The following is a 12,678-nucleotide window of genomic DNA, read 5'->3' as shown; positions in this document are numbered from 1 at the left end:
CTTTTGACCCTGGTATCATCATATCATATTTTAATCGAAGTGCAAGAAAAAATGCAGGCACTTGCAAAAAGATTCCTTCATTGGCTTTTGGGGGCAATGAAGGAATCTTTTATCTGCTATAATTCAATTACGTCAGACCGGATAAGCGCCATCCTCTTTGTCAGCGGCTTTTGCATCGATCTTAGTCTTCTGTGCATCTCTGTATTTGAAGAACTCGGTCGCAACCTGTGGGAACAATGCATAGGTTAAAACATCTTCATCCTGTTCCTTATACTGTGCCATCTCTGCTTCCAGGGTTTCCAGTTCGTTGTCCAGTAAATCTGCGTAACGGCAGGTAATCGGTGTCTCATCACCGATACACTTTTTCTGGACTTCGGGGTTAAATGGCTTGACAGTTGCGCCATATTTTCCGCTTAGGACATCTTTTGTCTCTTTCGTAACCATCTTATAGCGTTCACCCATAATTACATTGAATACGGCCTGTGTACCTACAATTTGGGAAGAAGGCGTCACCAGCGGAGGCTCTCCCAAGTCTTTCCTGACCCTGGGAACTTCTTCCAGGACTTCATAATATTTATCTTCCGCATGCTGTTCTTTTAACTGACTGGTCAGATTTGACAGCATTCCTCCCGGTACCTGGTATAGCAATGTCTTGATGTTGACACCCAGATTTTTCGGATTCAGCAGGCCACTGTCCAGAGCCTCATCCCTGATCGGACGGAAGTAATCTGCAATTTCTGCCAGTAATTTCTGATCATAACCCGTATCATACGGTGTCCCTTTGAAGGTTTCCACCATGACCTCGGTAGCAGGCTGAGAGGTTCCCATGGCAAATGGAGAAATTGCGCAGTCCACCACATCAACCCCTGCCTCTATTGCTTTCATATAGGTCATTGAAGCCACTCCGGAGGTATAGTGTGTATGGAGCTGAATCGGAAGCTTTGTCGCCTCTTTCAGTGCCGTAACAAGTTCTGTAGCCTTATAGGGAAGAAGGAGGCCTGCCATATCCTTGATGCAGATGGAGTCTGCACCCATATCTTCAACCCTTTTCGCCATATCCGTCCAGTATTCCAGCGTATATGCATCTCCCAGAGTATAGGAAAGCGCAACCTGGGCATGGGCCTTCTCCTTATTCGCCGCACTGACTGCAGTCTGCAGGTTCCGCAAATCATTCATACAGTCAAAGATACGGATAATATCGATACCATTCGCCGCCGACTTCTGAACGAAATATTCCACTACATCATCTGCATAGGGGCGGTATCCCAGAATATTCTGCCCACGGAACAGCATTTGAAGTTTTGTGTTCTTGAACCCATCCCGTAATTTACGAAGCCTTTCCCATGGATCCTCATGCAGGAATCTTAAGGAAGCATCAAAGGTTGCACCTCCCCAGCATTCCACGGCATGGTACCCTATCTTGTCCATCTTTTCAATAATCGGAAGCATCTCCTCTGTGGTCATACGTGTGGCTATCAGCGACTGATGCGCATCACGAAGTACAGTCTCCATGATTCCAACCGGTTTTTTTTCTATTTCAGCCATTCTATTCATCCCTCCTGTTTCGGTATCCATCTGTCCATCATTCCATAGTTGCCAGCACATCCCCGGATTCCACAGAATCACCTACGGAAACCTCAATACCTGCAATTGTTCCGCTCTGTGGAGCCACAATTGGAATTTCCATCTTCATGGCTTCCAGAATCACAACCGTATCTCCTTCTTTTACCGTCTGTCCGGCACTTGTTTCCACTTTGCAGATTTTTCCCGGTACGGAAGCGGTGATTGACACAGAGCCGGAAGAACCGGCGGCTGCGGTTTTTTTCGGTACAGACGGAACAGGGGCCGCTGCTGGTGCCTGTACAGGGGCAACAGGCGATGGAACCGCTGCTGCAGGTGATCCCGATGTAGTTCCCTCTTCCACCGTGACATTATAAACATTTCCATTCACTGTAATTGTATAATTTTTCATCGTTAAACTTCCTCCTAAGCTCTTCTCCAATTATTGCTGTGGGTTTTCCTGATGGATCGAACAACATATCCGTCTCCGCCGGGGTTTTCCTCCTCATATGCTGCAATAGCTGCTGCAATGACAATCGCCAGCTCCTCTTCATTCATACTTCCTGAAACTTCCGGTTCCGGCCGAAGCGGAAACGTTTCCTGAACGGTTGCTCCTTCGGACTCCTCTTTCGGCACTTCTTTTCTGTTTACACGTCTCATATAATAGATGGCGAAAATCAGGCCTATGATTACAATCGCTGCAATCACCAGCGTACTTGGCTCTGCATTCTTAATCAGGGCACTGATCGGATACTCAGCAGTCACCGTGAACTCTGACCATAAATCGTCAAAATTTTGTGCTGTTGCACTTGCATTGTAATTGCACTTGGCCGTAAGCTTCGCATTGTACTTATCGAATGCTACCCTCATGATAACCGTGGCAATCTCTTTTTCTTCGTCCACCGCAACTTCGCTGCTCAGGATTTCTTTAAAACTTCCGACTTTGTCCAGAGCACCGTAATATTCATCCACCATCCCACTCAGAAATGTACTGTCCATGTTTTGTATCTGGGCTGTCATTTCATCTTCTGAGTAGTTATTCATCATATCTATCAAGTACTGAAAATTCTCCAGGATACTGTCTTCCACCTGTGAACTCACGGCTCCCTTTACCGGATAAGCCAAAAAGGCCAGAATACAGGCAAAAGTAAGGAATAGAGTTGATAGTTTTTTCCATATCTGTTTCATCACATCCACCTCACTTAAACCGTGCCGTGTTTTTTTGCAGGACGATTCTCTCTCTTTGAAAATAGCATCTCAAATGCTCCAATCACATACTTTCTGGTATCTTCCGGTGCTATGATTGTATCTACATAACCTCTTCTGGCTGCAGAAATAATGCTGTTCTGCAAAATTGCGTATTCCGCTGCTTTCTCACTGATTGTTACAGCATCCGTATCTTCATACATGATTTTAGCAGCTGATTTAGCATCCATCATACCAATTTCAGCCGTAGGCCATGCAAAAACCATATCGGCACCTGTAGATTTGCTGTTCATGGTCAGATACGCACTTCCGTAGGCCTGTCCTGTAATCAGATTAACCTTTGGTGTCGTTGCATTGGCAAAAGCAAAGGTAAGCCGGCCTGCGGCTTTCGCCATCCTTTTTTCCGAGCATTTTGTTGCTTTAAATCCTGTTACGTTGGTAACTGTAAGCACCGGAATAGAAAACGCATCGCAGAAATTCACAAAATCTGCGGCTTTTTCGGCACCTCTGGCACTTATAACGGGGTCCATGGTCTTTGCCAGGTTTCCCTGTGAATCATAGACCTCACTGCGATTTGCAACCGCTCCTATGGTCGCACCATCCAACTGAATAAAAGCAGTAACCATATCTTTTCCATAATCCTTCCTAATTTCAAAAAAGGTAGAATTATCACTGATCTGCGAAAGCAGAATTGCGGTATCACCAATATAATTTTCAATATCGGTACATACACGGTTTAAATTATCCGTCACGAGAGCAAATACGCCTTCATCTTCAAAATTAGACGGCAGCATGGATATCAGCATGCGCATACCACTTAGGATTTCAGTTTCACTGCCCAGAAAATCGACCAGACCTGCTTCTTCACTTTGGAAAGCCGCACCTGCTGTGTTACACTTACTGTCTATGTTTCCGGCAAGGGCATTGGGGGAATTCACAAAAAGTTTTGCATGGGTCTCTTCCATAAACGTAAAGTCTGTAAGTTCCGGAACAAGAGCCATTCCTCCGCCACAGTTTCCAAAGACAGCGGTAATCTGCGGGATCACTCCGGATGCCTTCACCTGTGCCATATACATTTCACCAAATCCATTCAGTGCGTCCGTAGCCTCCTGCAGGCGAAGCCCCGCACAATCGATAAGTCCGATTATGGGTGCTCCTGTCTTCATGGCAATGTTATATAAATTAACAATCTTTTTCGCATGCATCTCACCGATGGATCCGCCAAGTACAGAAGCATCCTGGCTATACACATATACAGATTTCCCATCAATCAAACCGTAACCGGTAATGACACCATCAGAGGGTGTATCTTTCGCAGTAATGTTAAAATCTGTACTTCGCGCTGTAATCAGGCCGCCGATTTCAACAAAACTGTTCGCGTCAAGCAAAGAAGAGATTCTCTGTCTGGCGCCGCTTGCTGTAACGTTACTCATTCTTCCGTCCTCCATAAATTCAAATAAGTATTTTGTCCCTATTTTATGATACCTTGATTTATATATTTTTTCAATACAGAATAAAATGTTTTGGCAGGCCATTTTCGTAAATTACATTATTTTCCCCCTGGATTAACGGCTTCAAATAGGAAATCATCTCTTCCGTGACATCATTCCCTCCCGGTGTGATAAAGCTGGACGGAACTTTCTTCTCCTCATTCGCCGCCTGGCTGACCGGTATGGTTTCATAGCTTACTGTATAGGGTGTATTGCTCTTCCGGATAACAGCCGCCATCTTTCCGCTCTCACCCTCCAAAGCTGCCTGACATGCCTTCATCCCAAGCATTTTAGATTCCTGAATATCCATGGCACTGGCTATATGGCCCGCACATCTTTGCATCAGATTCAGTTCAATAGAGCGGACCTTACAGCCAATCCGGTTCCGGACCAGATTCTCCAGTACTTTTGCAGAGCCTGCTATATAACTGTGGCCAAAGTTATCGACCGCAGAGCTTATGACCTGTTCCGATACATACCGTCCTTCTTTATCTTTGATGCCCTCACTGATGGCTACCAGAACACTGTCACAGGTTTCCAGTTCTTTTTTAACATCTGCAATAAACCGTTCATTGTCAAAGACTGTTTCACAAAGATAAATCAGATTCGGCCCCTTTTGCCCGTTTTGTCTGGCCAATGCAGACGCTGCAGTGAGCCACCCCGCATTCCTGCCCATAACCTCAACAATTGTCACTGCCTTCATGGCATATACATGACAATCTCTCTCCAGCTCCGCAAACGTGGTTCCGATATATTTTGCCGCAGAACCAAATCCCGGACAATGGTCCGTTCCCATCAGGTCATTATCAATGGTCTTAGGTGCACCTGTCACACAAATATCCTCAATGTTGTTCTGCGCACAGTAGGCAGACAGCTTATTGACTGTATCCATGGAGTCGTTTCCTCCGATATAGATAAAGCAATGAATATCATGCTTTCGCAGCACACTTATAATCTGCTGGTACTGCTTTTCCTCTGTCAGCTTCAGACGGCAGGAGCCAAGCGCCGCAGCCGGAGTCTGGCAAAGCAAATCCATGTCTTCTGCATTTCGTACTTTTTCCTTAAGATCAATAAACCTCTCTTCCAAGACCCCTTGAATTCCGTTACAGGAACCTAGTACTTTTCCTGTTTCTCCGGAACTATAGGCACATGTAATAACGCCTGCCAATGTTGCATTAATCGCGGCCGTAGGCCCCCCTGACTGCGCCACAAGAATATTCTTCATTCGATACCCTCCATCTTCTCACTATTATCATTTACTTGCGGGTCCCAAACTCATGCTTTTTTATGCAAGCATGAAACGCATGACCTTTTGACCTATGATACCATAGTATCATAAAACAAGACGGGTCACAACCTGAGTTGTACCCGTCTTTAAACTTATGCTGTCACTTTTTCAAACTGGCTGTTATAAAGCTGTGCATAGAAGCCATTTGCAGAAAGCAATTCTTCATGGCTGCCCTGTTCGATGATATCCCCATCCTTCATAACCAGAATAATATCCGCATCACGGATTGTAGAAAGTCTGTGGGCAATGACAAAACTGGTTCTGCCCTTCATCAGATAATCCATGGCTTTTTGAATCAGAATCTCTGTTCTCGTATCCACGGAGGAGGTTGCCTCATCGAGAATCAGAATATTGTTGTCAGCCAGAATTGCTCTCGCAATCGTAATCAGCTGCTTCTGTCCCTGGGAAATGTTGGTGGATTCCTCGTTAATTATGGTCTGAAAGCCCTCCGGCTGCTGCATGATAAACTTATACGCATGCGCTGCCTTAGCAGCCTCCATTACCTCCTCGTCCGTGGCATCCAAACGGCCATACCGGATGTTTTCCATAATCGTGCCTGAAAACAGCCAGGTATCCTGCAGCACCATCCCGAACATTTCACGGAGCTCATTCCGCTTAAAATCTTTGATGTTATGGTCATCCAACAATATAGAGCCTTTGTTCACATCGTAAAAACGCATCAACAGCTTCACCATGGTTGTTTTACCGGCTCCTGTCGGACCTACGATTGCAATTTTCTGCCCCTGTTTCACATGGGCGGAAAAATCCTGAATAATGATTTTCTCAGGATCATAGCCGAAGGCTACATGTTCAAAAGTAACCTCTCCTTTCAGTCCTTCAATCGAAACCGGGTGCTCCACATCCTGAATTTCTTCTTCCTCGTTCAAGAATTCAAAAACCCGCTCGGCGGCCGCTGCAGAGGACTGAAGGAGATTGCTTACCTGGGCGATCTGCTGGATTGGCTGCGTAAAGTTTCGTATATACTGGAAAAATGACTGGATATCACCTACCTCGATGGAGTTCTTTATTACAAGAAACCCGCCGAGAAGTGCAACCATAACATATCCGACATTGCCGACAAACCCCATAATCGGCATCATCATTCCTGAAAAGAACTGAGATTTCCATGCCGATTCATACAGCTGGTCATTGGATTTTGTGAAAGTATCAATCACGTCTTTTTCTTTGTTAAAGGCCTTTACCACATTCTGTCCTGCATAGATCTCCTCTACCTGACCATTGACATCTCCCAGATAGCTTTGCTGACGCTGGAAGAACTTTTGAGAATGCTTCATGACCTGGCCGATAATTACGAAAGAAATCGGAAGAATCACCAATGCGCAAAGGGTCATCCAGATATTGATGGACAGCATCATGATAAACACACCAATCAGCGTGGTTACTGAGGTAATCAGCTGTGTAATACTCTGATTCAGACTCTGCTGTAACGTATCCACGTCATTTGTTATCCTGGACAGCACTTCTCCATATGTCCTGCTTTCAAAGTATTTCAAAGGCATCCTGTTAATTTTTTTCGAAATGTCACGACGCAGGGAATAGCTTACATCGTTGGAAATTCCCGTCATAACAAATCCCTGAATAAATGAAAACAGGGCACTGACTGCGTACAGACCTAACGTAAATAGCAAAATTCTTAATATCTTATCGAAGTCAATGGAACCCGTCTGATTGACCTTCCTGACCAGGCCATTGAACAATTCTGTTGTAGCTTTTCCCATAATCTTAGGGCCCACAATCGAAAATACCGTACCTATGACAGCACAGATAAGCATAATAATAAGCCTGATTTTGTATCTGGAGATATACTTGATAATATCTTTCATGGCACCTTTAAAGTCATTGGCCTTTTCCACCGCAACTGCACCGCGGGGACCGCCCATAGCTCTTGGTCTTTTTCGTTCACTCATGCTTCCAATTCCTCCTCTGACAACTGTGATCCGGCAATCTGCCGATAAACCTCACAGGATTTCAATAATTCCCTGTGCGTTCCCTTCCCTGCTACTTTACCATCATCCAGTACGATAATCTGGTCTGCACGTAAGATCGTACTGATTCTCTGAGCAACAATCAGTGTCGTGGCATCTTTGGTATATGATTTCAAAGCCTTACGAAGCGTAGCATCCGTCTTGTAATCCAAAGCCGAAAAGCTGTCATCAAAGATGTAGACTTCCGGATTCTTAACAATTGCTCGTGCTATGGACAGACGCTGCTTTTGTCCGCCTGATACATTCGTTCCTCCCTGTGCAATTGGAGCCTCCATTCCCTCGTCTTTATTACGGATAAATTCTGTGGCCTGAGCAATCTCTGCCGCTTTTTCCACTTCCTCCTTGCTGGCTTCATCCTTTCCATAGCGAAGATTGGAATCAATTGTACCGGAAAACAAGACCCCTTTTTGAGGCACATATCCAATCCGGTCTCTTAAGTCCTTCAAATCCATATTCCGGATATCCACACCATCTATAGAGATAGACCCTCCGGTAACATCATAGAAACGCGGAATCAGATTAACCAATGTGCTTTTACCGGATCCCGTACTTCCGATAAACGCCACGGTTTCCCCTTTCCGGGCTGTAAAGCTTATATCTGAAAGTACTTCTTCTTCTGCTCCGGGATACGCAAACGTCACATGATCAAATGTAACTTCACCCTTCCTGGTTTCATCCGGGCGCAACGGCTGCACCGGATTATGGATTTCAGGTTCCATATCCAGCACTTCGTGGATACGATTCGCAGATACGCTGGCACGAGGCATAATCACAGACACCATGGATATCATAAGGAAGGACATAATGATCTGCATTGCATACTGGATAAATGCCATCATATCTCCGACTTGTAATTTTCCGGCATCAATTCCATGGGCACCTGAATAAATAATCAGTACGGTCAGTGAATTCATAATCAGCATCATCACCGGCATCATAAATGTCATACATCGGTTTACGAATAAATTGGTACGGGTAAGGTTTGCATTAGCTTCCTCAAACCTCTCTTCTTCGTGTTTTTCTGCCGAGAAAGCCCGGATTACCGGTATACCGGTCAGTATCTCACGGGTAACCATATTTATCCTGTCAATCAGGGTCTGTAATTTCTTAAACTTAGGCATGGCTACGGTAAACAACACAAGTATTACTACCAGAATCGCTCCGACACCCACTGCCAGGATCCAGGTCATAGAACTCTCTGTGTTCAAGACCTTAATCAAACCGCCAATGCCCAGAATCGGGGCATATAGTACGATGCGAAACAACATGGTCATAAACATCTGTACCTGCTGAATATCGTTGGTACTTCGCGTAATTAAGGATGCTGTGGAGAATTTATTCATCTCACTGCTTGAAAATGAAATGACCTTTTTATAGACATTGCTGCGCAGATCTCTCCCCAGACCGGCAGCCACACGGCTGGATAGAAATGTGACGCTGATGGCCGCGGCCATACCAATTGCCGCCAGGCCAAGCATCTTAAGACCGGCGGTCAGCACATACCGTGTCTGAATCTTATCCACATCCTGTCCCTGATCTTTATATTCCTGCTGAATAAAGCTGGTGGCAGCCTGTGTCACGATACTGGAAGGCACCTCTTCCACTTTCTCCTTCGCCTGAGAGAGCATCTGTTCCAGCTGTTCTTTAGGCACGGTGGACATGTCAATTCCCTGTTCCTGTATACCTGCAGCCATAAGCATGGCTTCTCCCAACGGAATATTGATGTCTTCTCTTGTTTCTTTCTCAATTTTATTAAGCTCATACATATCTCCCTTCAGAGAATATGCATCCATTACCTTTTCCTGCTCCTTGCTGTTCATAAGTAAAAGAAGAGAATCCAGGGACTCCTTACGTATCTTATCAGGAACGGCATCCTCAATTCCCTTCTGCTGAATCCCCACATCCACAATTTTGGAAGTATAAGACGGCAGCGCTAAATCACTGTTGGCCTGTATAAACAGCAGTATAAAAATCACCAGAATATATCCGGCGCTCTTTTTCAAATATTGGAACATCTTAATCATGGCAGATGCCTCCTCTTTCTTTTAATTTTTCCGTCTCCGGCACCGGAATCTTTTCCAGATTTTCATAAATCTGGTGTAAAAAACGGTTCATCAGATGTAGCTCACTTTCTGTAAAACCATCCATCATTACCTCTTCATTTTTACGGACTAATTTGTAAATCTCTTTTTGCAACACTTTTAATTTATCCGTTCCATAAATCCTTTGAATCCTTTGATCTTTCTCGTCCGGCTTTCTGATAATCAATCCGTTCTTCTCCATACGCTTCATGGAAACAGTAACAGTGGAAGGCTTGATTTTAAGCTCCCGGCAAATTTCACTCTGGCTTAAGCCCTCTCTTTTAGATAATAAGATCACTACCGGAACCTGCCCCGGATAGATATCATATTGTGCGAACTGGCTGAAGCTGATTGCAAAATAACGATGTACGATTTTGAGAAGAAAATTCTGGATACGTGAATCCTCATCCATCCAGTCTTTTTCACGCATTCCCAATTGGTTAATTCACCTCCGTGGTTCTTTGTGTTTTAGTTAGCTGACTAAGCTATTTTAGTCTTCTTTTATTCGAATTTCAAGAGAAACTCTCTGATTTTATGATTTTTTTAGAATTATATGATTTATTTTATAATTATCTCCCATTTTATAATTAGCCATCTAATTAATTTTTATTCATTGATAATATGATCGCAACCTTATTTTTCTCTATTTCCCGAATTGACCGAAAATCCTTTGGAACCTCTGAGGGTTCTCCAAGGCTTTTTTCATACCAGATTACATCATGCCATGCACCACATTTATATCCGGTATTCCGAAGGATTCCCGCCTTGTGAAATTCAAAGTGCTCATGTAGCTTTTCGCTGTTCACATTCTGTGCCGTAACCAGGCCATACACATTCCTGATATTTTGAAGTTTAAGTATCTCTATTAATGCGCAGTAAAGAGATTTCCCTATTCCACAGTGCAGATGTAACTGGTCAATATATACTGTAAGTTCTGCATTCCATTGATAAGCGGCACGCTCCATCTGTTTATGTGCGTAGGCATATCCGACTACTCTACTGTCTTCCTCACAGATAATATAGGGGTAATCAGCTGAAATATATCTGATTCGTTCTGTGAATTCGTCCAGTGACGGCATTTCATGTTCAAAACTGATTGCCGTATTTTTTACATATGGTTCATATATCGAAAGGATTTCGGAAGCATCTGTTTCCTTTACGAGTCTGTATATTATCTTTTGCATAATTATAAATCTCCTATTCCTGTTATACATGAAATTTTTTAATTAATTCATTTTTCACAGCCGGCCATTGAAAAAGGCACAGTGCTGCAAGAGTCAGAAAACTTATTCCTGCACAGATGACTGCTAATGCCTTGAACTGAACAATCCCTGCTATATTAAGTATCAATGGCAAAAAACCTGCCAGGCAGGTAATCATCATATAAATCATATAATCTGCAGAATTCAGTCTGAAAAATATGATAATTGCAGTTATGGCAGCAAGGCAGCTTAATATGAGGCAGGGAAGTCCGATATTCAAAGACCACCCATAAAACCCTGTGGCATAGTCCCAAAGATACAAACCTATTCCTATCAGCACCAGCTGCCACACAGCATTTTTCAACAGGTTTCTCCTTTTTCGATAGCCTACGCTCGTAATTATCCAGGCTGACGCCATTCCGCCCATCACATACCGGGACCAGAACATCTCAGGAATTAACAAATAATTCAATATATTGCTGATTACCATGACTGCAAGGCAGGAGAAGGTGAACAGGCGATACCAGAAATCATGCGTGGCAGTTTCTTTGGATAAATCCGGGAAATGCTCCTGCCCGGCCCGGGAATCCCCACTCACAATCATACGGACATCAAGATTCAATTCCTTTAGTATTGAGAAGAAATTTTCTTCCACCCGGTTGGTTACAAATGCCGAGGTAAAGGATAAAGTCATGTGCTCCTGAAAAGTACACATACACAACTCCATCGTAGGGGTTGTTGTGTAAAACTCAAAATAATCCAGATAAGATTCACAATCATCCGGCAGATTGATTTTTCCTATATTGGAGAAAACCGCTGTATTTTCACCGACACTTATGAATTTTGCTCCAAGCTGCATAAAAATGTACTTTAATTCCAGAGGAACAATTCTTATCAATGGATTTTTCTCAAATTGAATCAGGTTGTCCATTCTAGCACCAATTCGCTTAAGGGTCAACTCCCGCTTAAAAAAATCAGATGTATAAGCAATGACGTCCTCCAGTTCATTACTGCGTGTTGCGAAATCATACCCGATGTCAATCCATCCGAAAAAATTCCGCATGGAATCAGAAGGGAATATATTTCTTAAGTTTACCGGAATCATAAGCGATACCGGTTTTTTCTTCTGTCTGATACTCATATCCTTAGCAATTGCGCAAAGATAGACGGAGGTCAGCAAGACTGTCACGGTAGTATTGTGCTCTCTTGCTTTCTGCAGCAATTTCTCAGAAGAGACAAGGCCTTCAATCAGCTTCATCCGTCCGTGTTCCCTGCGGTGATAAGGAAATTGATAGGACTTAAATCGGGGAATCTCTTCTTTTATTTCTCCGCTTCCATAATATTTGGAAAAACCATCTTCCACCATATCCTCCTCTGTGGATGAGGTAATTCCAAGTTTTGACACAGGACCTTTCACATATTCCGGATATGCAAGCATCAAATACTGATAGACAAGCATCTTTAAAAAATTCAATGCCCCCGTTCCATCCGTCAGTGCATGATATGTCTCGAAGTTTATCCGTGTTTTATAGTAGGTAACTTCAAAAAGAAGGTTTTTCTGATCACGAACATAGATAGCACTGCAAGGCGTACGATATTCTTCCCGTACAATGGGTCTAAGCTTTGATTCTTCCAGGTAATTCCAGAACAAACCCTTTCTGAGCACACAAAGAAACATCGGAAACTCTTCCAATGTTTTATTCAATGCCTCCTGGAGCAGTTCAGCCCGGATGCCTTCTTTTAGCACACATGCAAAGCGAAATACTCTTTCGTCCTTTTTCCCACTGGTTGCCGGAAAAATTTTTGCCGTGTTTTCAAGTGTCCGCCACTTCATACATTAACTCT

General features: G+C 43.7%; 10 protein-coding genes. All 10 read right to left on the bottom strand.

Features of this window, described 5'->3' with window-relative positions:
• Window positions 1–132: 132 nt before the first annotated feature.
• The gene (locus tag KNL20_RS06885) at window positions 133–1,545 is read right to left on the bottom strand and encodes an oxaloacetate decarboxylase subunit alpha (RefSeq protein WP_230399858.1); all 1,413 of its coding nucleotides are present in this window, start codon (window positions 1,543–1,545) and stop codon (window positions 133–135) included.
• A 37-nt stretch (window positions 1,546–1,582) separates the two neighbouring features.
• Window positions 1,583–1,972 (bottom strand): biotin/lipoyl-containing protein, encoded by a 390-nt coding sequence (locus tag KNL20_RS06880; RefSeq protein ID WP_230399857.1) that lies wholly within the window; start codon window positions 1,970–1,972, stop codon window positions 1,583–1,585.
• Between the two features lie 14 nt (window positions 1,973–1,986).
• The gene (locus KNL20_RS06875) at window positions 1,987–2,748 is read right to left on the bottom strand and encodes an OadG family transporter subunit (RefSeq protein ID WP_230399856.1); all 762 of its coding nucleotides are present in this window, start codon (window positions 2,746–2,748) and stop codon (window positions 1,987–1,989) included.
• Window positions 2,749–2,762: 14 nt separating this feature from the next.
• Window positions 2,763–4,199, bottom strand: a complete 1,437-nt coding sequence (locus KNL20_RS06870; RefSeq protein ID WP_230399855.1) for an acyl-CoA carboxylase subunit beta — start codon at window positions 4,197–4,199, stop codon at window positions 2,763–2,765.
• A 70-nt stretch (window positions 4,200–4,269) separates the two neighbouring features.
• Window positions 4,270–5,481 carry a 6-phosphofructokinase gene (locus KNL20_RS06865; RefSeq protein ID WP_230399854.1) on the bottom strand — a complete coding sequence of 404 codons (1,212 nt, stop codon included), beginning with the start codon at window positions 5,479–5,481 and terminating at the stop codon, window positions 4,270–4,272.
• A 155-nt stretch (window positions 5,482–5,636) separates the two neighbouring features.
• Window positions 5,637–7,472: an ABC transporter ATP-binding protein gene (locus KNL20_RS06860; RefSeq protein WP_230399853.1), complete on the bottom strand. Its 1,836-nt coding sequence runs from the start codon at window positions 7,470–7,472 to the stop codon at window positions 5,637–5,639.
• On the bottom strand, window positions 7,469–9,574 hold the full coding sequence (locus tag KNL20_RS06855) for an ABC transporter ATP-binding protein (RefSeq protein WP_230399852.1): 2,106 nt from the start codon (window positions 9,572–9,574) through the stop codon (window positions 7,469–7,471). The genes KNL20_RS06860 and KNL20_RS06855 overlap by 4 nt, the downstream gene beginning before the upstream one ends.
• Window positions 9,567–10,061 (bottom strand): MarR family winged helix-turn-helix transcriptional regulator, encoded by a 495-nt coding sequence (locus KNL20_RS06850; RefSeq protein WP_230400058.1) that lies wholly within the window; start codon window positions 10,059–10,061, stop codon window positions 9,567–9,569. Before KNL20_RS06850 ends, KNL20_RS06855 begins: the two co-directional genes overlap by 8 nt.
• Window positions 10,062–10,230: 169 nt before the next feature.
• Window positions 10,231–10,815: a GNAT family N-acetyltransferase gene (locus KNL20_RS06845; RefSeq protein WP_230399851.1), complete on the bottom strand. Its 585-nt coding sequence runs from the start codon at window positions 10,813–10,815 to the stop codon at window positions 10,231–10,233.
• 22 nt (window positions 10,816–10,837) lie between these two features.
• Entirely contained in the window at window positions 10,838–12,667 is a 1,830-nt protein-coding gene (locus KNL20_RS06840; RefSeq protein WP_230399850.1) for a DUF6320 domain-containing protein, read from the bottom strand.
• Between the last annotated feature and the right edge of the window lie 11 nt (window positions 12,668–12,678).

This window comes from Novisyntrophococcus fermenticellae, from assembly GCF_018866245.1.
GTDB lineage: Bacteria > Bacillota > Clostridia > Lachnospirales > Lachnospiraceae > Novisyntrophococcus > Novisyntrophococcus fermenticellae.
The sequence above is the reverse complement of the archived record's forward strand: the minus strand, read 5'-3'. Positions and strand labels throughout refer to the sequence as shown.

Excerpts from the sequence above, each read along its gene's own strand:
- KNL20_RS06850 (WP_230400058.1), bottom strand. The coding sequence starts at position 10,061 with ATGCGTGAAAAAGACTGGATGGATGAGGATTCACGTATCCAGAATTTT.
- KNL20_RS06880 (WP_230399857.1), bottom strand. The coding sequence starts at position 1,972 with ATGAAAAATTATACAATTACAGTGAATGGAAATGTTTATAATGTCACG.
- KNL20_RS06865 (WP_230399854.1), bottom strand. The coding sequence starts at position 5,481 with ATGAAGAATATTCTTGTGGCGCAGTCAGGGGGGCCTACGGCCGCGATT.
- KNL20_RS06885 (WP_230399858.1), bottom strand. The coding sequence starts at position 1,545 with ATGGCTGAAATAGAAAAAAAACCGGTTGGAATCATGGAGACTGTACTT.
- KNL20_RS06855 (WP_230399852.1), bottom strand. The coding sequence starts at position 9,574 with ATGATTAAGATGTTCCAATATTTGAAAAAGAGCGCCGGATATATTCTG.
- KNL20_RS06875 (WP_230399856.1), bottom strand. The coding sequence starts at position 2,748 with ATGAAACAGATATGGAAAAAACTATCAACTCTATTCCTTACTTTTGCC.
- KNL20_RS06860 (WP_230399853.1), bottom strand. The coding sequence starts at position 7,472 with ATGAGTGAACGAAAAAGACCAAGAGCTATGGGCGGTCCCCGCGGTGCA.
- KNL20_RS06870 (WP_230399855.1), bottom strand. The coding sequence starts at position 4,199 with ATGAGTAACGTTACAGCAAGCGGCGCCAGACAGAGAATCTCTTCTTTG.
- KNL20_RS06840 (WP_230399850.1), bottom strand. The coding sequence starts at position 12,667 with ATGAAGTGGCGGACACTTGAAAACACGGCAAAAATTTTTCCGGCAACC.
- KNL20_RS06845 (WP_230399851.1), bottom strand. The coding sequence starts at position 10,815 with ATGCAAAAGATAATATACAGACTCGTAAAGGAAACAGATGCTTCCGAA.